The sequence below is a fragment of the Duffyella sp. Ts4 genome (genome assembly GCF_051851875.1).
GTDB lineage: Bacteria > Pseudomonadota > Gammaproteobacteria > Enterobacterales > Enterobacteriaceae > Duffyella > Duffyella gerundensis.
On the sequence record NZ_JBLYPN010000005.1, the window covers coordinates 133,552 to 158,958 of the forward strand.

Below are 25,407 nucleotides of genomic sequence, written 5' to 3' on the forward strand. Positions count from 1 at the left end.
TGGATAATTTATGTGTTACATCTAACAGTAGAACATTCTCTACAGCAACCGCTTTTGATGGCACTTTTTGATCGGACGCAAAATAAAAAAACCCGACTTATCGCCGGGTTACCTGTGGTTTGAATCATCACGCAGCGTGATTAGCGCATAATGCGATCGCCACGCGAAACGCCAACGATTCCTGAGCGCGCCACTTCAACGATCTCAGCGACTTCGCGAACCGTTTTCAGGAAGGCATCGAGTTTGTCGCTGGTGCCAGTAAGCTGAACCGTGTAAAGCGTCGGCGTAACGTCAACGATTTGTCCACGGAAGATCTCCGCGCTGCGTTTCACCTCTTCGCGCCCGTAGCCGCTGGCCTGAATTTTCACCAGCATCACTTCACGCTCAACGTAATCGCCCTGCCCTAACTCGGTCACGCGCAGCACGTCCACCAGCTTGTGGAGTTGCTTTTCGATCTGCTCCAGCACCTTTTCATCACCCACCGTCTGAATGGTCATGCGGGAAAGCGTTGGATCGTCCGTAGGTGCCACGGTCAGGCTCTCAATGTTATAGCCGCGCTGCGAAAACAGGCCAACCACTCGGGACAATGCGCCGGATTCGTTTTCCAGCAATACCGATAACACACGACGCATAATTAAGTCCTCTCCGTTTTGCTTAACCACATTTCATCCATACCACCGCCGCGTACCTGCATCGGGTAAACATGCTCGGTGCCGTCTACATTGACGTCGACAAACACCAGTCGACCTTTCGCCAGTTCCGCCAGGGCAAAGGCGAGCTTCTCTTCCAGCTCTTCCGGACGCGCGATGGAAACCCCTACATGACCGTAAGCTTCTGCCAAACGAACAAAATCGGGCAGAGACTCCATATAAGACTGCGAATGGCGGCCAGAATAAATCATGTCCTGCCACTGTTTCACCATGCCGAGGAAACCGTTGTTCAGATTGAGCACCATTACCGGCAGACCATACTGCAGTGCGGTGGAGAGCTCCTGAATGTTCATCTGAATGCTGCCGTCGCCGGTAACGCAGACCACCGTCTCTTCCGGCAGGGCGAGCTTCACGCCCAGCGCGGCTGGTAAACCAAAGCCCATGGTGCCCAGGCCGCCAGAGTTGATCCAACGACGCGGTTTATCAAAGGGATAATAGAGCGCAGCGAACATCTGATGCTGGCCAACGTCTGACGTAACGTACGCATCGCCGTGGGTCAGTTTCCAGATGGTTTCAATAACCGCCTGCGGCTTGATTTGATCGCTGGTACGATCGAACTCGAGGCAGTGGCGGGAACGCCAGCTTTCAATGCTCTGCCACCAGTCGCGCAGGCTGTCGAATTGCTGTTGCGACTCGTTTTGCGCCAGCAGTTCCAGCATCAGTTGTAGCACCCACTTCGCATCGCCCACGATAGGCACATCGGCCGCCACGGTTTTTGAAATTGAGGTCGGATCGATATCGATGTGCAGCACAGTGGCATCAGGACAATATTTTGCCAGGTTGTTGGTGGTGCGATCGTCAAAACGCACGCCTACTGCGAAAATGACATCGGCATTGTGCATGGTCATGTTGGCTTCATAGGTGCCGTGCATGCCCAGCATGCCTAAACTTTGCCGATGCGTAGCGGGAAAGCCGCCGAGCCCCATTAAAGAAGAGACCACCGGCAGGTTCAGCTTTTCAGCCAATGCACGCAACGCATCATGGCACTCCGCATTGATCACACCCCCACCGGCGTAGATCACCGGTTTATGCGCAGCAAGCAGCGTCTGCAACGCACGCTTGATTTGTCCTTTATGTCCCTGAGTAGTCGGATTGTAAGAGCGCATGCTCACCGACTCTGGCCAGATATAGGGCAGCTTATTCGCCGGGCTTAAAATGTCTTTGGGCAGATCGATAACCACGGGGCCGGGACGGCCGCTGGCCGCCAGCCAGAACGCTTTCTTCAACGCGCCAGGAATATCTTCCGCCCGCTTAACCAGAAAACTGTGTTTTACGATAGGACGTGAAATGCCGACCATGTCGCATTCCTGAAACGCGTCATAGCCAATTAAAGAAGAAGGTACCTGGCCAGAGAGCACCACCAGCGGAATTGAATCCATATAGGCCGTGGCGATACCAGTAATCGCATTCGTCGCGCCCGGACCTGAGGTGACCAGCACCACACCGACATCACCGGTCGCGCGCGCATAGCCATCGGCCATATGCACGGCGCCCTGCTCATGGCGGACTAAAATATGATCGATACCGCCGACGGTTTGTAGCGCATCGTAGATATCCAGTACCGCTCCGCCCGGATAGCCGAACACATGTTTAACACCCTGGTCGATCAACGATCGAACAACCATTTCGGCTCCTGACAACATCTCCATTCTTGCCTCCCGGCTTGAGGATGCGCCCGCACTGCATCTGTAAAACAGCTGCTACCAGGCAAAGGCGCCATCTCATGTTTACGCATAGATTCCGGAAATCATTTCCCGAATCGGGTACAGGGTTCTGTCACCCTTTATTTTCTTCTGATGTGAAGGGTCGAATTACCATAACCGTAGAAGCCTGGGCCAGGCAAACGGCAAGCATGGCTTTGCGCGTGAAATACGCCAGGAGCTCACTATCTGGCGCGCTTTTCAGGCGTGGAATTGACTAATTCCCGGGCTGCTAAAAAGAGAGTTATGCTGAATCACCGATTATTTGCAGGTTGATAATAGTCTTATTAACAATTGGCCTGCCTTAAGCATAGTGGGCCATGTTGATGCAGATGAAAAAAGCGGTGCGATCCACTGTTTTTCAGCGCTCAAACCTAATTTACCTCTGACCATAAATCATTTAAATCGGTTTTTTCATTACTGAACTATCATTAAATTAACGTTTAATTTCAATGACTTTAAAAGCCTTTCGCCGATTGAGAAGCAAGAATAACCCCGATAAATATCTTGCTCCACAATTCCACGAATTAACATCGTCTGTTATTTGCGATCGAGCCAGCATAATTTACTTTTTAACCGAAAAAATTAACCCTGCATTCAAGGTTGACATCGAAAGCTGATTCCCGTACCAATATAGGCACACCCTATTTTTAAGGTTTGAATTCATGATTCGTTTTACCCGCCTACTCGGTCTACTACTAAACGCACCTCTGCTGCGCGGTAGACTTGTGGGCGGAATCAAACACTGATTCGAGCCTGAACAAATCAAGAAACCCGCGCCATGCGCGGGTTTTTTTATGCTCGTTGCACGGTGAAGCTAACGTTAAAGGATGAATACGATGAGCCAACAAGTGATCATTTTCGACACCACACTGCGTGATGGTGAGCAGGCCTTACAGGCAAGTCTGAGTGTAAAAGAGAAACTGCAAATTGCGCTGGCGCTGGAAAGAATGGGTGTTGACGTGATGGAAGTCGGTTTCCCGGTCTCTTCGCCAGGCGATTTTGAATCGGTACAAACCATTGCCCGCACCATCAAAAACAGCCGCGTCTGTGCACTGGCGCGCTGCGTTGAAAAGGATATCGATGCGGCTTATGAATCTCTGCGCGTGGCGGAGGCTTACCGCATTCACACCTTTATCGCCACCTCGCCAATGCACATCGCCACCAAATTACGCAGCACCCTGCCGGAAGTCATTGAACGTGCGGTGCACATGATCAAGCGTTCACGCAATTATACCGACGACGTGGAATTCTCGTGCGAAGACGGTGGCCGTACACCGATTGACGATCTGTGTCAGGTGGTCGAAGCCGCAATTAATGCCGGCGCCACCACCATCAATATTCCCGATACCGTGGGCTACACCCTGCCAGGCGAATACGCCAATATCATTGCTCAGCTGCGCAATCGCGTGCCGAACATTGATAAAGCGATTTTGTCTGTGCATACCCACGACGATTTGGGTATGGCTACCGGTAATGCACTGGCCGCGGTTATCGCCGGTGCCCGCCAGGTAGAAGGCACGCTGAATGGCTTAGGCGAACGGGCCGGTAACTGTGCGCTGGAAGAGGTGATCATGGCGATTAAAACCCGCCAGCAGATCATGAACGTGCACACCGGTATTCATCATCAGGAAATCTACCGCACCAGTCAGCTGGTCAGCCAGATCTGCAACATGCCGATTCCGGCGAATAAAGCGGTGGTCGGTTCCAACGCCTTTGCGCATTCATCCGGCATTCATCAGGATGGCGTGCTGAAAAATCGTGAAAACTACGAAATCCTGACGCCTGAGTCGATCGGTCTGAACCAGGTACAGCTGAACCTGACCTCGCGTTCCGGACGCGCGGCCGTGAAGCACCGTATGGAAGAGATGGGTTATAAAGAGAGCGATTACAGCCTGGATTCTCTGTATGACGCCTTCCTGAAGCTGGCCGATAAAAAGGGCCAGGTATTCGATTATGACCTGGAAGCGCTGGCGTTCATTAATAAGCAGAACGAAGAGCCGGAATATTTCCAGCTGCGCGATTTTAACGTGCAGTCAGGTTCCACCATTAACGCCACCGCCTCGGTGAATCTGGGCTGCGGCGACGAAGTGAAAGCGGAAGCAGCAACCGGCAACGGTCCGGTTGATGCGGTCTACCAGGCGATCAACCGCATTACTGCGTTTGATATCGAACTGGTGAAATATCAGCTGACCGCCAAAGGTCATGGCGAAAACGCGCTGGGCCAGGTGGATATCGTCGTTAATTACAATGGTCGCAAATTTCACGGCATCGGTCTGGCGACCGATATTGTCGAATCCTCAGCCAAAGCGATGGTCAATGCCCTGAACAACATCTGGCGGGCGAAGCAGGTTGAGCAAGAGTTGCAGCGCAAATTTAATTCAGAACAGAAGGAAACGGTGTGAACATGTCAAAAAGTTATCATATCGCGGTATTACCGGGAGACGGCATTGGACCAGAAGTGATGGCGCAGGCCAGCAAAGTGCTGGATGCCCTTCGTCAGCGTTTTGGCATGCGCATCACCACCAGCGAATATGATGTGGGCGGCATCGCCATCGATCGTCACGGCCAGCCGCTGCCACCGGCCACCATCGCAGGTTGTGAACAGGCCGACGCCATTCTGTTTGGTTCCGTGGGTGGCCCGAAATGGGAACATTTGCCACCGGCAGAACAACCGGAGCGTGGCGCCCTGCTGCCGTTACGTAAACACTTTAAGCTGTTTAGTAATCTGCGTCCGGCGTCGCTGTATAAAGGTCTGGAAGCATTTTGCCCGCTGCGCAGCGATATCGCCGCCAAAGGCTTCGATATTCTGTGCGTACGCGAATTAACCGGCGGCATCTACTTTGGCCAGCCCAAAGGCCGTGAAGGTACCGGTCCGCACGAGCGCGCTTTTGATACCGAGGTGTATCATCGTTTTGAAATTGAGCGCATTGCGCGTATCGCGTTTGAGTCCGCCCGTAAACGCCGCAGCAAAGTGACCTCAATTGACAAAGCCAACGTGCTGCAAACGTCGGTGATGTGGCGCGAAATCGTTAACGAGATTGCGAAAGAGTATGCCGACGTGCAGTTAAGCCATATGTATATCGACAATGCCACCATGCAGTTAATCAAGGATCCGTCGCAGTTTGACGTCCTGCTCTGCTCTAACCTGTTTGGCGATATCCTGTCTGATGAGTGCGCCATGATCACCGGCTCGATGGGCATGCTGCCATCAGCCAGTCTGAACGAGCAGGGTTTTGGTTTATACGAGCCTGCGGGCGGTTCGGCACCAGACATTGCCGGCCAGAATATTGCTAACCCGGTAGCGCAAATCTTGTCGCTGGCGCTGCTGTTACGCTACAGCCTGGACGCTGCCGATGCCGCAAATGCGATTGAACACGCCATCAATCGTGCGCTGGAACAAGGGTACCGTACCCGCGATTTGGCCGGTGACGGCCCTGCCGTGAGCACCGATGAGATGGGCAGCATCATTGCTCGCTTTATCGCCGAGGAAAAATAAAATAATGAAAACCTTATACCAGAAGTTATTTGATGCACATGTCGTTCATGAAACCCCAAACGAAACGCCGTTGCTCTATATCGATCGTCATCTGGTGCACGAAGTCACCTCGCCACAGGCGTTTGACGGCCTGCGCGCCCATGGCCGCAAGGTGCGTCAGCCATCGAAAACGTTCGCCACCATGGATCACAACGTGTCGACGCAAACCAAAGACATCAACGCTTCGGGCGAGATGGCGCGTATTCAGATGCAGGAACTGATCAAGAACTGCGCTGACTTTGGCGTGCAGTTGTATGATCTGAATCACCCGTTTCAGGGCATCGTGCATGTGATCGGTCCTGAGCAAGGCATGACTCTGCCCGGCATGACTATTGTGTGCGGCGATTCACACACCGCCACCCACGGCGCGTTTGGCTCGCTGGCGTTTGGTATCGGCACCTCGGAAGTGGAACATGTGCTGGCGACGCAGACGCTGAAGCAGGGCCGGGCGAAGACGATGAAAATCGAAGTCACCGGTCAGGCGGCTGAAGGCATTACCGCCAAAGATATCGTGCTGGCAATCATCGGCAAAACCGGCAGCGCTGGCGGTACCGGTCACGTGGTGGAGTTCTGTGGCGAAGCGATTGAAGCGCTGAGCATGGAAGGCCGTATGACGCTGTGCAACATGGCGATTGAAATGGGCGCCAAAGCGGGCCTGGTGGCGCCGGATGAAACCACGTTTGCGTATCTGCAGGGCCGTCAGTTCGCACCAAAAGGCGAAAAATGGGAGCAGGCAGTCGCCTACTGGCGCACGCTGAAATCGGACAGCGATGCGCAATTTGACAGCGTTGTCACCCTGCAGGCTGCGGATATCGCGCCACAGGTGACCTGGGGCACGAACCCGGGTCAGGTCATTGCCGTAAACCAGCCGATTCCTAACCCCGCCTCTTTCGCCGATCCGGTTGAGCGCGCCTCCGCTGAGAAAGCGCTGGCCTATATGGATCTGCAGCCAGGCATTCGGTTGACCGACGTTGCTATCGATAAAGTGTTTATCGGTTCGTGCACCAACTCACGCATCGAAGATTTACGTGCCGCGGCGGCGATCGCCAAAGGCCGTAAAGTGGCAGCGGGCGTGGTCGCAATGGTGGTGCCCGGTTCCGGCCCGGTTAAAGCGCAGGCTGAACAGGAAGGCCTGGATAAGATCTTCCTTGATGCCGGTTTTGAATGGCGTCTGCCTGGCTGCTCAATGTGCCTGGCGATGAACAACGATCGTCTGAATCCCGGCGAACGCTGTGCCTCCACCAGCAACCGTAACTTTGAAGGCCGTCAGGGCCGTGGCGGCCGTACGCATCTGGTCAGCCCGGCGATGGCCGCAGCAGCAGCTGTTACCGGCCATTTTGCCGACATTCGCGAACTGAATTAAGGAACGTCTCATGGCGAAGAAATTTACGCAACACACCGGTATTGTCGCCCCGCTGGATGCCGCTAACGTCGATACCGATGCCATTATTCCCAAGCAGTTTTTGCAGAAGGTAACGCGCACCGGTTTCGGTCAGCATCTGTTCAACGACTGGCGCTTTCTTGATGATGCCGGACAGCAGCCTAATCCGGAATTTGTGCTGAATAAGCCTGAATTCAAAGGCGCCAGTATCCTGCTGGCGCGGGAAAACTTTGGCTGTGGCTCCTCACGTGAGCATGCGCCCTGGGCGCTGACCGACTTCGGTTTTCACGTGGTGATTGCGCCGAGCTTTGCCGACATCTTTTATGGCAACAGCTTCAACAACCAACTGCTGCCGGTGGTGCTGAGCGAAGAGGACGTTGAGACGTTGTTTCAGCTGGTGAAGGCGCAGCCTGGCATTCGTTTTACCGTGGATCTGGAAGCGAAAACGGTGACGGCGGGTGATAAGACCTATGCGTTTGATCTTGATGCCTTCCGCCGCCACTGCATGATCAACGGCCTCGACAGCATTGGTCTGACGTTGCAGCATAACGCTGCCATCGACAGCTACGAGCACAATCAGCCCGCGTTCCTGCGCTGAGTGTGAGCCGCATAAAAAAGGCCGGCATATGCCGGCCTTTTTTATCGCCTGCGATCACACATCGCGAACGCGCGTCGACAACCAGAATGACACTATCGACAGTGCCAGCGCCACGCAATACACCGCGTAATGGCCAAAGGTTTCTGCCAGCCCGCCCTGAATAATCCCCGCCAGAATAACGCCGGTAGAGATGCTGTTGGTAAACAGCGTAGTGGCGGCGCCCGGCCTGCCCGGCATCAAATCCTGAAAATAGAGCATGCCAATTCCGGCAATAATACCGATGAAAATCGCATTAAATATCTGAATCACCATCAGCATGGTGCGCGACTGAAACAGCACCAGGCCGAGATAAAACAGCACCCCTGCTGCCACCGCGATCAGCATCATGCGTCGTTTGCCCACGCGTTTGACATAATGGCCCGCCAACAACATGGCGGGAATTTCCAGTCCGGCGGCGGTGCCCATCAGTAAGCCCGCAAGATTGTCAGGCAGGCCAAGCGTGCTGCTGATATAGAGCGGCATATCAATGATATACATGGTATTGCAGCTCCACATAATCACCGACGCGAGGAACAGCAGGCGAACATCTTTATCGCGCCAGGCGCTGATTTGCGTCAGCACCACTTCGGGCGATTGCACCACCCGTGGCACCGACGGCAGCGCCAGCCAGATCAGCAGCAGGCAGATGACAAACAGCCCGGCAGCCACCAGAAACATGGTGGTAAAGCCGTAATGCAGCGCCAGCGCAAAAGACAACGGTGGACCGATAACCCAGGCGAGCGAAAGCTGGGCGCGCATGATGGAACTGAACATCACCACTTCGCGCGCCGAACTGTCAGCATATTCACGCGCCAGGGCAAAAATTTGCGGCATCGCCACGCTGGCCAGCGCCGAGAGAAATACGCCGATGGTAATCAGCGTCAGGTAGTCGCGGTTAAAAGCGAACAGCACGGCGTTAATCAGCGCCATCACGCAGCAGAACAGAATCAGCATGCGACGATCGCCGCGGTTATCCGATCGTTTGGCCAGCAGCAGGCTGACAGCAATGCCCGCAACGGCGTTAACGGTATAGAACAGACCGATCCAGAAAGGACGCACATCAACTTCACGCGCCAGAAACAGGCTGAGCGTTGGCGCCTGTAGCGCCCCGGCAACTCCCACCATAAAAGAGACAGCCATAAACGCCGCATAGACCGGATTGATGCGGCGCTGGCGCGTTAACAAGGATTTCATCAGGGATCCTTCACGGATAAGAAGACAAGCAGGTAAGCGTAAAAGAAAGCACAGCAAAATAAAAAAAGCCAGCAGGCATAACGCGCGCTGGCGGTGTAAGTGCACCCTACTCAGAATAATAATGGTTGAGCGCCATTTGCCAGGCAAAGGTCTCCCGCTCTTCCATTGATAAACAGTATGCCCGTAATATGGGGCAACAAAAACAGAGCAGTTTTGACAAGGAGTTCCTCTTTTATGTCATCGTCGCGGCTTCAGCAGCAGTTCATCCGGCTCTGGCAATGTTGTCAGGGAGAAACGCAGGCCACCACCCTGAACGATCTGGCGCTGCAGCTGAACTGTTCGCGTCGTCATATGCGTAACCTGTTAAATGCCATGCAGGCTGCCGGCTGGCTTGAATGGCAGGCGGAAGCAGGACGCGGCAAACGTTCACAGCTGCGTTTCCTCTATACCGGGCTAACGCTGCAGCAGCAGCGGGTGGAAGATCTGCTGGATCAGGATCGCATCGATCAGCTGGTGCAACTGGTTGGCGACAAGGATCGAGTGCGACAGATGATCGCTTCTCATCTGGGCCGACGCTTTCGTCAGGGGAAGCATATCCTGCGCATTCTCTACTACCGTTCCCTGCTCAATCTGCTGCCTGGCGCCCCGCTCCGCCGCTCGGAAACCCATCTTGCAAGACAGATCTTTAGCGGGCTGACGCGCATAAATGAGGAAAACGGGGAAATCGAAGCGGACATTGCCCATCACTGGCAGCAAATTTCTCCGCTGCACTGGCGGTTCTATCTGCGTCCGGCGATCCACTTTCATCACGGTCGTGAACTGACCATGCAGGATGTGATTGTTTCTCTGCAACGTGTCAGCACGCAGCCGCTCTATTCTCACCTGCAAAAGATTGAATCTGTGGCGCCCTGGACGCTGGATATTCATCTTAGCCAGCCCGACAGCTGGCTGCCCTGCCTGACCGCCAGTATCGGTGCCATGATTCTGCCGGAAGAGTGGCCAACGCTGCCCAATTTTGCTCGCCAGCCGATCGGCACCGGGCCTTACGCGGTGGTGGATAATCAAGCCACGCAGCTGAAAATTCAGGCTTTCGACGACTATTTTGGCTATCGTGCGCTGATCGACGAGGTCGCGATCTGGGTCCTGCCTGAGATTACCGACGATCTGGTTTATGCCGGGGTAAAACTGGAGGGCGAAACCCAGGCGGAAAAATCCCGGGAGAGCCGTCTGGAAGAGGGATGCTACTTTTTGCTGTTCGATCAACGCAGTAATACAGGCCGTGATCCGGAGATACGGCGCTGGCTCAGTCATCTGTGCAACCCGGTTGCGCTGCTCAATCATTCCGAGCCGGGCTATCAGCGTTACTGGTTTCCGGCGTGGGGCGTTTTGCCACGCTGGCATCATCGGCCGGAACGCATCAACGTGATTAAACCCGCCGGGCTCACTCGTCTGGTGCTCACCTGGTACAAAGATCACGTTGAGCATCAGGCGATCGCGAATACGCTGCAACCCTTGCTGGCTGCCGAGGGTGTGGAGCTGGTCACGCAGCAGGTCGATTATGAAAGCTGGTATCGCGGCGAAGCAGAGAGCGACATCTGGTTAGGCAGCGCCAATTTTACCCTGCCGCTTGAATATTCGCTGTTCGCCCTGCTTTATGAGATTCCGTTACTGCATCACTGCATTGATATCGACTGGGACGCCGACGCTGCGCGCTGGCGATCGCAGCAGCTGCCGCTGGCGGAGTGGTGTCGACAGCGCGTAGCCGATTATTCGTTACATCCGCTGTTTCATCACTGGCTGCTACTGGAAGGCGAACGCAGCATGCGCGGTGTACGGATGAACACGCTGGGCTGGTTCGATTTCAAATCGGCCTGGTTTGCACCGCCGGACCTCTAACCCTTTCGTAACCCGGGTATTCTGTCTAGAATAAGCCGTTCTCAACGGGGTGCGACCACTTTGCTGATACCGCCGGACAGCGCGCAGAAACCGCAGCGTACAATAGTACGTGAGGATTTTGAGCACTGCCCGGCACAGGATCAACGCCTGCGCAGCAAGTATAAAGTCGCTGAGAAAGACCCGTCGAACCTGATCCGGTTAACCCCGGCGTAGGGATTTGAGAGTGAGCGTCCCTCAGATCCTTTGCGACTCATAAATTATCCTTCCCAGGAGCGCAAAGTGTTAAAAAAAGTCTTACCTGTCCTGCTGCTGTTATCCACGCCGGCGCTGGCCGCGACACCCGTTCTCACCGTCTATACCTACGACTCTTTCGCCTCTGAATGGGGCCCCGGCCCGGCGGTAAAAAAGGCATTTGAAGCGCAATGCGGCTGCGAGCTTAAATTTGTGGCGCTGGAAGATGGCGTTTCGTTGCTGAATCGTCTGCGTATGGAAGGTAAAAACAGCAAAGCCGATGTGGTGCTGGGGCTGGATAACAATTTGCTACAGGCGGCTCAGCAAACCGGATTGTTTGCCAAAAGCGACGTCGACAGCTCGGCACTCACCGTACCGGGTGGCTGGCACGACAGTACGTTCGTGCCTTTTGATTACGGCTACTTCGCTTTCGTGTATGACAAAACGCGCCTGAAAAACCCGCCTGCCAGCCTGAAAGAGCTGGTGGAGAGCGATCAAAAATGGCGGGTCATTTATGAAGATCCGCGCACCAGCACGCCGGGATTAGGCTTACTGCTGTGGATGCAAAAAGTGTTCAGCGATCGGACACCGCAGGCGTGGCAACAGCTGGCGCAGAAAACGGTCACGGTCACTAAAGGCTGGAGCGAAGCCTATGGTCTCTTTCTGAAAGGAGAAGGCGACCTGGTGCTGAGCTATACCACTTCGCCCGCTTATCATCTGATTGAAGAGAAGAAAACCCAGTACGCCGCGGCTAACTTTGCCGAAGGCCACTATTTACAGGTGGAAGTGGCCGCGCGCCTTAACGCCAGCAAACAGCCTGAACTGGCGAAACAGTTCCTGCAGTTTATGGTAAGCGCGCCTTTCCAGCAGACTGTCGCCACCGGTAACTGGATGTATCCAGTGGATAAAACCCCGCTGCCGGCGGGCTTTGAACAGCTAACCGTGCCGAAAACGGCGCTGAGCTACTCGGCGAAAGAGGTCGCCGATCACCGTGCGCAATGGATAGCCGAATGGCAACGCGCCGTCAGTCGCTAAGCTGGCTGCTGCCGGGCGGCAGTGCGGCGGCGCTTCTGCTGGCGGTCGCCCTGCTCGCCTTTGGTGCGTTATGGTATAGCGCGCCCGCTATCGACTGGCGGGCGCTGCTCAACGATGACTACCTGCAACATGTGCTGCTGTTCTCTTTCTGGCAGGCTTCATTGTCGGCGCTGTTCTCCGTCCTACCCGCGATTTTTCTGGCAAGAGCGCTGTGGCGACGGCGCTTTCCTGGCCGTCTGCTGCTGCTGCGATTATGCGCAATGACGCTGGTGCTACCGGTACTGGTGGCGGTGTTTGGCATTCTCAGCGTGTATGGCCGCGCAGGCTGGCTGGCGACGATCTGCCACTGGCTGGGCATAAATTACACCTTTTCGCCCTACGGCCTGACCGGCATCCTGCTGGCGCACGTTTTCTTTAATTTGCCGCTGGCGACCCGGCTGCTGTTGCAGGCGCTTGAGCAGATTCCCGGTGAACAGCGCCAGTTGGCGGCACAGCTCGGCATGCGCGGCTGGAATCATTTTTATCTGCTGGAGTGGCCCTGGCTGCGTCGCGCGCTGTTTCCTGCCGCCGCGCTGATTTTCATGCTCTGCTTTGCCAGTTTTGCCACCGTATTGTCGTTGGGTGGCGGACCACGCGCGACCACCATTGAACTGGCGATTTTTCAGGCGCTCAGCTTCGACTACGATCCAGGTAAAGCGGCGCTGCTGTCGCTGATTCAGATGTTCTGTTGTCTGGGATTAGTGATGCTCAGTCAGCGACTGAGCAAAGTCATCCCCTCAGGCACACGGCAGCTAAACGGCTGGCGCGATCCGCATGACAGCTGGCCCGCCCGGCTGGCGGATACGGTGCTGATTACGCTCGCACTGGTGTTGCTGCTACCGCCGTTGCTGGCGGTGATTGCGGATGGCACACACCGCGCGCTGCAAGGCGTGTTGCCGGAAGCGGCGCTGTGGCAGGCTACCCTGACCTCGCTGCGCATCGCGGTTGCCGCGGGCGTGCTGACGGTGGTATTGAGCATGATGCTGCTGTGGAGCAGCCGCGAGCTGCGCCTGCGTCAGCAGTTGCTGGCCGGACAGGCGCTGGAGCTCAGCGGCATGCTGATTCTCGCCATGCCGGGCATCGTGTTGGCTACCGGTTTTTTCCTGCTGCTCAACACCACCATTGGCTTGCCCCAGCAGGCGGATGGCATCGTGATTTTTACCAATGCATTGATGGCGATTCCTTATGCCATGAAGGTGCTGGAAAATCCGATGCGCGATACGGCCGAACGCTATAACCGACTCTGCCTCTCCCTTGGCATACGCGGCTGGAATCGGCTGCGCTGGGTAGAGCTACGCGCATTAAAACGTCCGCTGGCGCAGGCGCTGGCTTTTGCCTGCGTGCTGTCAATTGGCGATTTCGGCGTAGTCGCGCTGTTTGGCAATGCCGATTTCCGTACGCTGCCCTTCTACCTTTATCAGCAGATTGGCGCCTATCGCGGACAGGATGGTGCCTTCACCGCCCTGTTGTTGCTGCTGCTCTGTTTTGCCCTGTTTAGCCTGATTGAACGATTGCCTGGACGCCATGCTGACACTGACTGATCTGACCTATCTGTATAACCATCTGCCGATGCGCTTTTCCCTCAACCTGCAGGCGGGCGAGCGGGTCGCAGTGCTCGGGCCGAGCGGTGCCGGAAAAAGCACGCTGCTGAGTTTAATTGCCGGTTTTTTGCCGGTTTCCAGCGGCGAGTTAATGATTGCCCATCAGCAACATACGTTCAGCGCGCCGGCGCAGCGTCCGGTTTCGATGCTGTTTCAGGAGCACAATCTTTTTCCACATCTTACCGTGGCGCAAAACATTGGGCTCGGCCTGCATCCCGGCCTGAAGCTCGATGCCGCGCAGCAGCAGGCACGCAACGATATTGCCCGGCGTGTCGGCCTGAGCGAGTTGATGGATCGGTTGCCAGAGCAGCTTTCCGGCGGCCAGCGTCAGCGCGTGGCGCTGGCCCGCTGTCTGGTGCGTCAGCAGCCGGTGCTGCTGCTGGACGAGCCTTTTTCAGCGCTTGATCCCGCCCTGCGTAAAGAGATGCTGCAGCTGGTGGAAACGGTCTCTATTGAACGCAACATTACGCTGCTGATGGTGTCGCACAGCATTGAAGATGCCGCACACATTGCGCCGCGCAGCGTGCTGGTGGTGGAAGGCGAGATTTACTGGGAAGGTGCCACCGCCCAGTTGCTGAGCGGTGAAGTGGATGCCGCCGCGGTATTAGGCATTCCGCGGCGGTAACCTGCTAGCCGATAAACACTTTCCATAGCAGATCGCGGAAAATCGGCATCATCGGATGAAACTGAATCGCCACGAAACTGGCGATGGCTGCCAGCATCATTAACGGCGCCAGCCAGCGTAAACGTGCGGCCGGTAACCAGGCGCTGGCCCAGTCGCGCTTTTTATCGCCGCGCCACCAACGCCAGCAGAGCCAGACGGCCAGCCAGATCAGCAGTGCCACACCCAGCAGCAGCCATTTAAACAGCCCGCTTTGCGCATCTTTCGGCACATCCACCGCCACACCGGCCAGAATACCCGGTAGAAAATAGAGCGGAGGCCAGAGCAGGCAGCCGACAATGTTTGGCGGCGCGAATTTTCTCACCGGCAGTTCCAGCATGCCTGCGACCATCGGGATCAGCGGCCGCGTCGGCCCGACAAAACGCCCTACCAGAATGGTAAACATGCTGTGTTCATGCAGCGCATGCTCAGTTTTATCCAGCATTCGCTGATGCTTTTTCAGGAACCGCCAGCGGTGCAGCGGCCCCTTGAACTTCCAGCCGATGTAGTAGGAGATCCAGTCGCCCAGAAAGCAGCCTGCGGTACCGGCAGCCCAGGCAGAATAGAGATTAATGTGACCGCCGCCAATCAGTGCGCCCAGCGACGCCATCAGCACCGTTCCCGGCAGAATAAGGCCAACCAGCGCCAGTGACTCAAAAAAAGCCACTAATCCGATCGTGACCAGCGCCCAGCCCATCGACTGCGCCATCAGTTGTTCCAGCCAGGCTTCCATAATGTTCCCAGTTACTTGCAAGAGCAGGGATTGTCCAGAGCGCGCGTCATAGCGTCAAGGGATGTTTTGTATGCGATTGTTGACAGAGGCGCAGCGGCCGCGCGGTGCAGAAAATAGCCGCCGCCCGCTGCGGAACTGTATAAATAAACATGCTAAAATAGCGCGTTAATTTCAGAAAAGGGCGACATGTGAATCAGTCACGTGCAGGTTTTGTTCTTACCCGTCACTGGCGTGATACCGCGTCAGGCACCGAGATCGTGCTCTGGCTGGCGACCGACGCGGGCCCACAACGGCTGGTGCTGCCGCTGCAGGAGTCTGTCGCCTTTATTCCGCAGCGTTTTCAGTCACAGGTAGAAGCACTGCTGCACAACGAACGGCAGTGGCGTCTGGCCCCGCTCACGCTGAAAGACTTCCGCCAGCAGCCAGTTATGGGTTTGTACTGCACGCAATATCGCCAGCTGCAGCGGCTGGAAAAATTGCTGCGTGAACAGGGCATTACGGTTTACGAAGCGGATATCAAACCGCCGGAACGCTTTCTGATGGAGCGTTTTATCACCGCGCCGGTCTGGTTTGACGGCACGCCGGGACGCGACACGCTGACTGACGCGCGCGTGAAGCCCTGCGCCAGCTATCGTCCGCCGCTGAAGTGGGTGTCGTTGGATATCGAAACCAATCAGCACGGCGATCTCTACTGCATCGGACTGGAAGGCTGCGGCCAGCGCACGGTGTATATGCTCGGCCCGGAGAATGGCGATGCCAGCATGCTCGATTTCAAACTGGAGTATGTCGCTACGCGGCCGCAGCTGCTGGAAAAGCTCAATCACTGGTTTGCCGAGCACGATCCTGATGTGCTCATCGGCTGGAATGTGATCCAGTTCGATCTGCGCGTGCTGCAAAAGCATGCCGATCGCTACGCCATTCCGCTGCGTCTTGGCCGTCAGCAAACCGCCCTTGAGTGGCGCGAACACGGCTTTAAGCCCGGCGTTTTTTTTGCCCAGGCCATCGGCCGACTGATTATCGACGGCATTGAGGCCCTGAAGTCCGCCTTCTGGAATTTCGCCTCGTTTAGCCTCGAGTCGGTGTCGCGCGAATTGCTGGGCGACGGCAAAGCGATCGACAATCCGTGGCAGCGCATGAATGAAATCAACCAGCGCTTTGCCGAAGATAAGCCGGCGCTGGCCCGCTACAACCTCAAAGATTGCGAGCTGGTCACGCGCATCTTTCATAAAACCGCCATCATGCCTTTTTTGCTGGAGCGTGCCAGCGTAAACGGCTTGCCTGCCGATCGGCATGGCGGTTCGGTAGCGTCGTTTACCCACCTTTATATGCCACGTATGCACCGCGCCGGTTTTGTGGCACCGGGTATCGGCGAAGTGGCACCGGAAACCAGCCCCGGCGGCTACGTAATGGATTCACGTCCCGGCCTGTATGATTCCGTGTTGGTGCTTGATTATAAAAGCCTTTATCCGTCGATTATTCGTACCTTTCTTATCGATCCGATCGGGTTGGTGGAAGGTCTCGCGCATCCTGATGATGCGTCATCCATAGAGGGGTTTCGCGGCGCACGCTTCTCGCGCCAGCATCACTGCCTGCCCGCCATTGTTGAGCAGATTGGTCAGGGACGCGAAGCGGCAAAAAAACAGGGCAATCAACCGCTATCACAGGCGCTGAAAATCATTATGAACGCGCTGTATGGCGTGCTGGGTACGCCTTCCTGCCGCTTTTTCGATCCACGACTGGCCAGTTCAATTACCCTGCGTGGCCATGAAATCATGCGCCAGACGCAGCAGCTGATTGAAGCCCAGGGCTACGATGTGATTTACGGCGATACCGACTCCACTTTTGTCTGGCTGAAGACGGCGCATAGCGAGCAGCAGGCGAATGACATTGGGCAGCAGCTGGTGCAAAAGGTGAATGCCTGGTGGCAACAGCACCTGCAGGAGAAGTATGGCCTGACCAGCGCGCTGGAGCTGGAATATGAAACCCATTTTAGCCGCTTCCTGATGCCCACCATCCGAGGTGCGGAACAGGGCAGCAAAAAACGCTATGCCGGATTAACCGGCGAAGGCACGCAACAGCGCATGGTATTCAAAGGGCTGGAGACGGTACGCACCGACTGGACGCCACTGGCGCAACGCTTTCAGCAAGCGCTCTATCTGCGTATTTTTACTCATCAGCCCTGGCAGGCATTTATTCTTGAAACCGTGCAACAGCTGCTCGATGGTCAGCTGGATGAGGAGCTGGTCTACAAAAAGCGTTTGCGCCGCCCGCTGCATGAATATGAACGAAACGTGCCGCCGCACGTACGCGCGGCGCGCATTGCGGATGAGCAAAATCAGAAGCTGGGACGCCCGCTGCGTTATCAAAAAGGCGGCTCTATTCGCTATGTCATGGCGACATCGGGCCCGGAGCCGCTGGAGGTGCGCACGACGCCGCTGGATTACGATCACTACGTTACGCGCCAGCTGCAGCCAGTTGCCGATGGCATCCTGCCTTTTGTCGGCGATGACTTTGCTACATTGATAACGGGTCAGTTAGGGCTGTTTTGACAGGTGACGAAAGCACGGCCTTCCAGTACCATAGCGCCCTTCCTGAAACTCACTGCGCTGACATCTCACCAGGCTTCCCGCCTGACGGCAATGTATTGCCCGTGAGCAGCCAGGCTGCCGCTGATTGAGATCCGCAGTACTGCGCCCTGCGCGCCATGATGGACAAAAAATCACCGCCAGCGTGGTCCGCTGCTAACGATGCGGATCACGGCCTACACATTTTATGACGAGAATCGAGCCACTAATTTATGCCTTTTAAACTTGGTCAACGCTGGATCAGCGATACGGAAAGCGAACTTGGATTGGGAACCGTGGTGGCTGTGGATGCCCGAATGGTGACCCTGCTCTTCCCCGCAACCGGTGAAAACCGCCTGTATGCCCGAAATGATTCGCCCGTGACCCGTGTCGTGTTTAATCCGGGTGATACCGTCACCAGCCATGAAGGCTGGCAGCTGGAAGTTGAAGAAGTCCTCGAAGAGAATGAGGTCGTCAGCTATGTCGGCACGCGTCTCGACACGGCAGAAACCGGCGTCGTGCTGCGTGAAGTGATGCTCGACAGTAAGCTGGTGTTCAGCAAGCCGCAGGATCGCCTGTTTGCCGGCCAGCTCGATCGTATGGATCGTTTTGCCCTGCGTTTTCGCGCCCGTAAATATCACAGCGAGCAGTATCGCCTGCCGACCAGCGGCCTGCGTGGCATGCGCACCAATCTGATTCCGCATCAGCTGCATATCGCACACGATGTTGGCCGTCGCCACGCACCGCGCGTGCTGCTGGCAGATGAAGTGGGTTTGGGCAAAACCATTGAAGCCGGCATGATCATTCAGCAGCAGTATCTGGCGGGCCGCGCCGAACGCGTGCTGATCGTGGTGCCGGAAACGCTGCAGCATCAGTGGCTAGTGGAAATGCTGCGTCGCTTCAACCTGCGTTTCGCGCTGTTTGACGACGACCGTTACGCCGAAGCGCGCCTCGACAGCGCTAACCCGTTTGATACCGAGCAGATGATCATCTGTTCGCTCGACTTTGTACGTCGCAACAAACAGCGTCTTGAGCAGTTGGCCGATGCGGAATGGGATCTGCTGGTGGTCGATGAAGCGCATCATCTGGCGTGGAGCGAAGGCGAACCGAGCCGTGAATATCAAGTGATTGAACAGCTGGCCGAGCAGATCCCGGCCGTGTTGCTGCTGACCGCCACGCCGGAACAGCTCGGCATGGAAAGCCACTTTGCGCGCCTGCGTCTGCTCGATCCCAACCGCTTCCACGATTTTGAGCAGTTTGTAGCAGAGCAGAAAAACTTCCGTCCGATCGCTGATGCGGTGAGCCTGCTGCTGGCCGATAACGTGCTCGGCAGTGAAGAACTCGATCGTCTGAATGCGCTGATGGGCGAAGAAGATATTACCGCCCTGCTGCAGGTGGCGAACAGCGACCGTGAAGGCAAGCTGGAAGCACGTAAATCGCTGATCGCCATGCTGATGGATCGCCACGGCACCAGCCGCGTGCTGTTCCGTAATACTCGCAACGGCGTTAAAGGCTTTCCAAAGCGCGAACTGCATCCGATTCTGCTGCCGCTGCCGACGCAGTATCAGACGGCGATCAAGGTCTCCGGCATCATGAGCGCCCGTAAAACGGTGGATGAGCGCGCACGCGACATGCTTTATCCGGAGCAGATTTATCAGGAGTTTGAAGGCGAAACTGGCACCTGGTGGAACTTCGATCCGCGCGTGGAATGGTTGATGGGGTATCTGACCAGCCACCGTGATGAAAAAGTGCTGGTGATCTGTGCCAAAGCGGCCACTGCGCTGCAGCTGGAGCAGGTACTGCGTGAGCGCGAGGGTATCCGTGCCGCGGTATTCCATGAAGGCCTGTCGATCATTGAACGCGACCGCGCGGCGGCTTACTTCGCCTCGGAAGAGAACGGCGCGCAGGTGCTGCTCTGCTCTGAGATTGGTTCAGAAGGCCGTAACTTCCAGTTTGCCAGCAGCCTGGTGATGTTTGATCTGCCGTTTAATCCCGACCTGCTGGAGCAGCGCATTGGCCGTCTGGATCGCATTGGTCAGGCAAATGATATCCAGATTTTTGTCCCTTATCTTGAGAAAACCGCGCAGGCCGTGCTGCTGCGCTGGTATCACGAAGGGCTGGATGCCTTTGAGCACACTTGCCCAACTGGCCGTGCCATTTATGACAGCGTTTATCCGCAGCTGATTGAGATGCTGGCGGCGCCGGAAAACCCGCAGGGTCTGGATGACTTCATCGTTAGCTGTCGTGAGCAGCACGACGCGATGCGTCAACAGCTGGAACAGGGACGCGATCGCCTGCTGGAACTGAACTCCAACGGCGGCGAACAGGCACTGGCGCTGGCTGACAGCATTGCCGCGCAGGACAATGATACCGATCTGGTGAATTTCGCGTTGAATCTGTTTGATATCGTGGGTATCAATCAGGATGATCGCAGCGATAACCTGATTGTGCTGACGCCGTCCGATCACATGCTGGTACCCGATTTCCCGGGTCTGCCAGAAGAAGGCTGCACCATCACCTTCAACCGTGAGCAGGCGCTGTCGCGGGAAGATACGCAGTTCATCACCTGGGAACATCCAATCATCCGTAACGGGCTGGATCTGGTGTTGTCTGGTGATACCGGCAGCTGTGCACTCTCCCTGCTGAAAAACAAAGCGTTGCCGGTGGGTACTCTGCTGGTTGAGATGATTTATGTGGTTGAAGCGCAGGCGCCTAAAGGGCTGCAGCTGACGCGTTTCCTGCCGCCGACGCCGGTGCGTATGCTGATCGACCGTAAAGGCACTAACCTCGCCGATAAGGTGGAGTTTGAGAGCTTTAACCGCCAGCTCAACGCGGTGAATCGTCATACTGGCAGCAAACTGGTGAATGCCGTGCAACAGGATGTGCACGAAATCATCAAGCTGTCGGAGCCAACCATTGCTGATGAAGCACGAGCGCTGATTGCCCGGGCGAGTCAGGAAGCCGATGAGAAGCTAAGCGCTGAACTGTCGCGGCTTAACGCGCTGAAAAAAGTAAACCCTAACATCCGTGAGGATGAAATTGAGGCGCTGGAAAGCAACCGCGAGCAGGTGCTCTCTGCGCTCAGCGAAGCCAACTGGCGACTCGATGCGCTGCGTCTTATTGTCGTTACGCACCAATAACCATTCGGGGCGCCTGGCGCCCCCCTGGAAAAGATGATGGAACCCTATAACCCGCCGCTGGAACCCTGGCTACACGTGCTGTATCAGGATAACCACATCATGGTGGTCAACAAGCCCAGCGGATTACTCTCGGTGCCGGGCCGCCAGCCGGAGCACAAAGATAGCGTTATGACGCGCATTCAGCGCGATTATCCCGCGGCTGAATCGGTGCATCGCCTCGATATGGCGACCAGCGGCGTGATTATTGTGGCGCTGACCAAAGCCGCCGAGCGTGAGCTGAAGCGGCAGTTTCGTGAGCGTGAACCCGCCAAGCGTTATCAGGCGCGCGTCTGGGGACATCCTGCCGCAGAGAAAGGCGTGATCGATCTGCCGCTGATTTGCGACTGGCCAAATCGGCCAAAACAGAAAGTCTGTTTTGAAACCGGTAAAGCGGCGCAAACGGAATATGAGGTGCTGGAATACCGTGATGATAACAGCGCCAGCGTGCAGCTTACGCCGATCACCGGCCGCTCTCATCAGCTGCGCGTGCATATGCTGGCGCTGGGCCACCCTATTTTAGGCGACGGCTTTTATGCCCACGATGAAGCCAAAGCGATGGCGGCTCGTCTGCTGCTGCATGCGGAGATGCTGACGATTACCCATCCTCAATATGGCACGCCGATGACGTTTCGGCAGCCCGCGGAGTTTTAACGGGATTTGGATTGTGACTTGCAGGCGGTTTTGATGCTTTTAAATATCAAACGGTCAACATCAACAACGTGAATAAGCAGCGCCTGGAAGAACGATTGTAAAGGGTATTGAATGTTGCGGGGCTGGAGAGGTTATTGGCGCAGACGGTTTATTTGCGGTCAGCGCACAGCAACCGGCGCGTACTGAAGTACGTGAGGATTGCGCGCACTGCCCGTGGAGAAAATGGCAGGCAAGATAGCCCGATTACTTCAACCCTTTTTCGCGGCGGATAAGATCATAGGCCGCCTGTATCTCCTGCGCTTTTTGCTTGGCCATCTCCATCATTTCCGGCGGCAGGCCTTTGGCCACCAGCTTGTCGGGATGATGCTCGCTCATCTGCTTGCGATAGGCGCGCTTGATGGTAATGGCGTCATCGCCAGGCTTCACGCCAAGCACGCTGCACGCATCTTCAAGCGTAGGGCCGCGCTGCTGAAAGTGACCGCCGTGTGAAGAACGGCTCTGCGAATGCTGACCACCACCAAATTGCTGGCCGCCCTGCATCATGCGCAGAAACTGATCGAACTGCGTGCGTGAGATGCCGAGCTCTTCAGCAATCACGTATAACACCTGCCGTTCGTTGGGATGCAGCGAGCCGTCGGCGAACGCAGCCTGAATCTGAATCTCCAGAAACATACGAATTAAATCGAAGCGGCCGAAACAGGCGCTGCGCAATTCACGTAATTTGTTGCGTAGCGGATAATCGCCCTGCTTGCCTTCGCGAAACGCCTGCTGCGCTGCGGTGCGTGCAGCGCCGTGCAGTTGCATACGTTCCATTAATAAAGAAGCGATCTGAATATCTGCTTCGGTCACCCGGCCTTTCGACTTGGTCAAATGGCCCATGACCTGAAAGGTGGTGCGGAAAAAGAGATTTTGTCGCGCCTGCTGATTGGCAAAATAGCCCTGTCCCTTTTTGCTGCGAATTTTATCCACTACGTGGCCGAAAATCAGGCCAAGAACGAGACCCCAAAAGCCCGCGCCAGAAATCAATCCCAACACCAAACCGATTACTTTTCCCCAGTAGCGCATAAACTCCTCAATTCGCCATGCTCACGGCTCGAAATTGCATTATCATACCTGTCATTTACTCCACCGCCTAACGTCAACGCGGGCAGAGCAGGATTAACGCTGGCGCTACGAAGTGCAGTAAGTTAGTCTCTGACCGTTTGTCGGCATGATGCCAGTTATCACGGAATACTCGATACCGCGTATGAAAAAACGTATACCTACCCTGCTGGCCACTATGATTGGCGCAGCCTTGTATAGCCAGCAGACGCTCGCCGATGATTTGATGTCGCAGTGCATGTTGGGTGTACCCAGTTACAACCGTCCTCTGGTTCAGGGGCAAACCAATCAGCTGCCGGTCACCATCAACTCAGATGCCGTAAAAGGCAACTATCCGGATGATGCGGTATTCACCGGTAACGTTGATGTACAGCAGGGCAACAGCCGACTGCAGGCTGACGAAATGCAGCTTCACCAGCGCCAACAGCCTGGCGAAACCACACCAACGCGCACCATCGATGCGCTGGGTAATGTGCACTACGACGACAATCAGGTCATCCTGAAAGGTCCGAAAGCCTGGTCAAATCTGAATACCAAAGACACCAATGTCTGGAACGGCAGCTATCAGATGGTTGATCGCCAGGGTCGCGGCGTCGCCGATCAGATGAAGCAGCGTGGTGAAAACCGCTACACCATTCTTGAAAACGGTAGCTTTACCTCTTGCCTGCCCGGCTATAACAGCTGGAGCGTGGTAGGTTCTGAGATCATTCAGGATCGTGAAGAACAGGTTGCAGAAATCTGGAATGCCCGCTTCAAAATCGGCGCGGTGCCGGTGTTTTACAGCCCTTATTTGCAGTTACCGATCGGCGATCGCCGACGCTCCGGCTTTCTGATCCCTAATGCAAAATATGGCAGCAATAACGGCTTTGAGTTCATGCTGCCCTATTACTGGAACATTGTGCCACAGGCGGATGCGACCATTACGCCGCACTACATGAGCCGTCGCGGTACGCAGCTGCAAAACGAATTCCGCTATCTGACCGACGCGGGCGCAGGCCTGATTGAGTTTGACTATCTGGGTTCTGACAAGCAGTACGATAAAGATAAAGCGATCCGTAATATTTCCGAGAACGACGACTCTGACCGCTGGCTGTTCTACTGGCGTCACGCCGGGGTTTACGATCAGCACTGGCGCTTTAACGCCGACTATACCAAGGTCAGCGATCCTTACTATTTCAACGACCTGAGCTCGACTTACTATACGTCGACAGATGGTTACGCCACGCAGAAGTTCAGTATCGGTTATGCCGACACCAACTGGGATGCGACGCTGTCGAGTAAGGATTTCCAGGTCTTCTCGATCAACCGTAATAACAATATCTATCGTGCGCAGCCGCAGCTGGACCTCAACTATTATCAGAACGATGTTGGGCCTTTTGATACGCGCATTTATGGACAGGCGGTGAAGTTTACCAACGTCAATGAACGCTATCCGGACGCCACGCGTTTACACGTCGAGCCGACGATCAACCTGCCACTGTCAAACGGCTGGGCAAGCCTGGATACCGAAGCGAAGCTGCTGGCAACTCATTATCAGCAGGATGGCGTTGAGTTTTACAATAACTCGGTGGATACCGATCGTAATAATCAGCTGAAAGAGTCGGTAAACCGCGTCATGCCGCAGTTCAAGGTTGACGGCCGCATGGTGTTTGACCGTGATATGGATTGGGCAGAAGGTTATACGCAGACGCTGGAACCGCGTGTGCAGTACCTCTATATCCCTTATCGCAACCAAAGCAACATCATGTCGTATGACTCGACGCTGCTGCAAACTGACTACACCGGCCTGTTCCGCGATCGCACTTACAGCGGCCTGGATCGCATCGCTTCGGCGAACGATGTCGCGACCGGCGTCACCTCGCGAATTTATGATAACGATCTGGTTGAACGTTTTAACGTTTCTGTAGGTCAAATCTACTCGTTTACCCCTTCCCGCACTGGTTTAAACCAGATTAGCAAGGAAGATGATACCGGCAGCCTGGTGTGGGCAGGTGATTCATACTGGAAAATTAGCGATCGTTGGGGCGTGCGTGGCGGGATTCAGTACGATACGCGCCTCGATAATGTCTCTCAGGGTAATGCGATTCTGGAATATCGCCGTGATGCCGATCGTATGATGCAGCTGAGCTATCGCTACAGCAGCCCGGACTATGTGGCCACGGCGTTAGATCAGGATATTTCGTCTAACCCGATTTATAAAGATGGCATTTCGCAGGTAGGCGCAACCGCCAGCTGGCCAATTGCTGATGCCTGGTCCGTTGTCGGTGCCTATTACTACGATACCAAGGCATCCAAACCGGCCGATCAGCTGGTTGGCTTGCAGTACAGCTCATGCTGTTACGCGATCCGCCTGGGATACGAGCGCAAAATTAACGGTTGGGAAAACAACAACAGTAAATATGACAACCAAATCTCGTTCAACATTGAGTTACGTGGTCTGAGTTCCAACTATGGACTGGGCACCAACCAGATGCTGCGTCAGGGAATCTTGCCTTACCAGCGCGCTTTCTGATGTTGTGATATTTGACATGCAATCCCGCTGTGCGGAAAAAAGAA

At 55.5% G+C, this 25,407-nt stretch carries 18 protein-coding genes; 13 read left to right on the plus strand and 5 right to left on the minus strand.

All coding sequences use genetic code 11. The annotated features are described in order from the left end of the window. Positions 1 to 140: 140 nt before the first annotated feature. Both ilvN and ilvI read right to left on the minus strand, forming a co-directional pair. The gene (gene ilvN, locus ACJY2L_RS10465; RefSeq protein WP_067427939.1) at positions 141 to 632 is read right to left on the minus strand and encodes an acetolactate synthase small subunit; all 492 of its coding nucleotides are present in this window, start codon (positions 630 to 632) and stop codon (positions 141 to 143) included. A gap of 2 nt (positions 633 to 634) precedes the next feature. After that, on the minus strand, positions 635 to 2,359 hold the full coding sequence (ilvI, locus tag ACJY2L_RS10470) for an acetolactate synthase 3 large subunit (RefSeq protein ID WP_187485859.1): 1,725 nt from the start codon (positions 2,357 to 2,359) through the stop codon (positions 635 to 637). Positions 2,360 to 3,075: 716 nt separating this feature from the next. Between ilvI and leuL the strand changes: the two genes are divergently transcribed. The 5 genes from leuL to leuD all read left to right on the plus strand — a co-directional run bounded on the left by leuL (position 3,076) and on the right by leuD (position 7,927). Continuing rightward, the gene (leuL, locus tag ACJY2L_RS10475; protein WP_157883906.1) at positions 3,076 to 3,159 is read left to right on the plus strand and encodes a leu operon leader peptide; all 84 of its coding nucleotides are present in this window, start codon (positions 3,076 to 3,078) and stop codon (positions 3,157 to 3,159) included. A 90-nt stretch (positions 3,160 to 3,249) separates the two neighbouring features. Further along, positions 3,250 to 4,815 carry a 2-isopropylmalate synthase gene (gene leuA / locus ACJY2L_RS10480; RefSeq protein WP_264272532.1) on the plus strand — a complete coding sequence of 522 codons (1,566 nt, stop codon included), beginning with the start codon at positions 3,250 to 3,252 and terminating at the stop codon, positions 4,813 to 4,815. A 2-nt stretch (positions 4,816 to 4,817) separates the two neighbouring features. Next, positions 4,818 to 5,909 (plus strand): 3-isopropylmalate dehydrogenase, encoded by a 1,092-nt coding sequence (gene leuB / locus ACJY2L_RS10485; protein ID WP_439213613.1) that lies wholly within the window; start codon positions 4,818 to 4,820, stop codon positions 5,907 to 5,909. A gap of 4 nt (positions 5,910 to 5,913) precedes the next feature. Beyond that, a complete protein-coding gene (gene leuC, locus ACJY2L_RS10490; RefSeq protein ID WP_439213614.1) occupies positions 5,914 to 7,311 on the plus strand; it encodes a 3-isopropylmalate dehydratase large subunit in 1,398 nt (465 codons plus the stop codon). Between the two features lie 10 nt (positions 7,312 to 7,321). After that, positions 7,322 to 7,927, plus strand: coding sequence for a 3-isopropylmalate dehydratase small subunit (gene leuD / locus ACJY2L_RS10495; RefSeq protein WP_264289528.1), 606 nt, complete (start codon positions 7,322 to 7,324; stop codon positions 7,925 to 7,927). Between the two features lie 54 nt (positions 7,928 to 7,981). On the opposite strand, the gene ACJY2L_RS10500 is transcribed toward leuD, so the two are convergent. Continuing rightward, a complete protein-coding gene (locus ACJY2L_RS10500) occupies positions 7,982 to 9,160 on the minus strand; it encodes a sugar efflux transporter (RefSeq protein ID WP_439213615.1) in 1,179 nt (392 codons plus the stop codon). A gap of 234 nt (positions 9,161 to 9,394) precedes the next feature. On the opposite strand from ACJY2L_RS10500, the gene sgrR reads away from it, so the two are divergent. The 4 genes from sgrR (at position 9,395) to thiQ (ending at position 14,587) form a co-directional block, all read left to right on the plus strand. Next, a complete protein-coding gene (gene sgrR, locus ACJY2L_RS10505) occupies positions 9,395 to 11,056 on the plus strand; it encodes an HTH-type transcriptional regulator SgrR (protein ID WP_439213617.1) in 1,662 nt (553 codons plus the stop codon). 279 nt (positions 11,057 to 11,335) lie between these two features. Further along, the gene (gene thiB / locus ACJY2L_RS10510) at positions 11,336 to 12,322 is read left to right on the plus strand and encodes a thiamine ABC transporter substrate binding subunit (RefSeq protein ID WP_439213618.1); all 987 of its coding nucleotides are present in this window, start codon (positions 11,336 to 11,338) and stop codon (positions 12,320 to 12,322) included. Further along, entirely contained in the window at positions 12,298 to 13,902 is a 1,605-nt protein-coding gene (gene thiP / locus ACJY2L_RS10515) for a thiamine/thiamine pyrophosphate ABC transporter permease ThiP (protein ID WP_439213619.1), read from the plus strand. The genes thiB and thiP overlap by 25 nt, the downstream gene beginning before the upstream one ends. Further along, entirely contained in the window at positions 13,886 to 14,587 is a 702-nt protein-coding gene (gene thiQ / locus ACJY2L_RS10520; RefSeq protein ID WP_439213620.1) for a thiamine ABC transporter ATP-binding protein ThiQ, read from the plus strand. Before thiP ends, thiQ begins: the two co-directional genes overlap by 17 nt. Before the next feature lie 4 nt (positions 14,588 to 14,591). Here the strand turns inward: thiQ and ACJY2L_RS10525 are convergent, their stop codons facing one another. Beyond that, positions 14,592 to 15,356, minus strand: a complete 765-nt coding sequence (locus ACJY2L_RS10525; RefSeq protein WP_067427910.1) for a DedA family protein — start codon at positions 15,354 to 15,356, stop codon at positions 14,592 to 14,594. A gap of 188 nt (positions 15,357 to 15,544) precedes the next feature. On the opposite strand from ACJY2L_RS10525, the gene polB reads away from it, so the two are divergent. The 3 genes from polB to rluA all read left to right on the plus strand — a co-directional run bounded on the left by polB (position 15,545) and on the right by rluA (position 21,750). After that, the gene (polB, locus tag ACJY2L_RS10530) at positions 15,545 to 17,905 is read left to right on the plus strand and encodes a DNA polymerase II (protein WP_439213621.1); all 2,361 of its coding nucleotides are present in this window, start codon (positions 15,545 to 15,547) and stop codon (positions 17,903 to 17,905) included. Positions 17,906 to 18,153: 248 nt separating this feature from the next. Next, the gene (gene rapA, locus ACJY2L_RS10535) at positions 18,154 to 21,060 is read left to right on the plus strand and encodes an RNA polymerase-associated protein RapA (protein WP_187485851.1); all 2,907 of its coding nucleotides are present in this window, start codon (positions 18,154 to 18,156) and stop codon (positions 21,058 to 21,060) included. Between the two features lie 36 nt (positions 21,061 to 21,096). Then, entirely contained in the window at positions 21,097 to 21,750 is a 654-nt protein-coding gene (gene rluA / locus ACJY2L_RS10540; protein ID WP_439213746.1) for a bifunctional tRNA pseudouridine(32) synthase/23S rRNA pseudouridine(746) synthase RluA, read from the plus strand. Between the two features lie 243 nt (positions 21,751 to 21,993). On the opposite strand, the gene djlA is transcribed toward rluA, so the two are convergent. Beyond that, complete coding sequence (djlA, locus tag ACJY2L_RS10545; protein ID WP_187485850.1) at positions 21,994 to 22,815, minus strand: co-chaperone DjlA; 822 nt, start codon at positions 22,813 to 22,815, stop codon at positions 21,994 to 21,996. Positions 22,816 to 22,996: 181 nt separating this feature from the next. On the opposite strand from djlA, the gene lptD reads away from it, so the two are divergent. After that, complete coding sequence (gene lptD, locus ACJY2L_RS10550; RefSeq protein WP_439213622.1) at positions 22,997 to 25,363, plus strand: LPS assembly protein LptD; 2,367 nt, start codon at positions 22,997 to 22,999, stop codon at positions 25,361 to 25,363. The last annotated feature ends 44 nt before the right edge of the window (positions 25,364 to 25,407 follow it).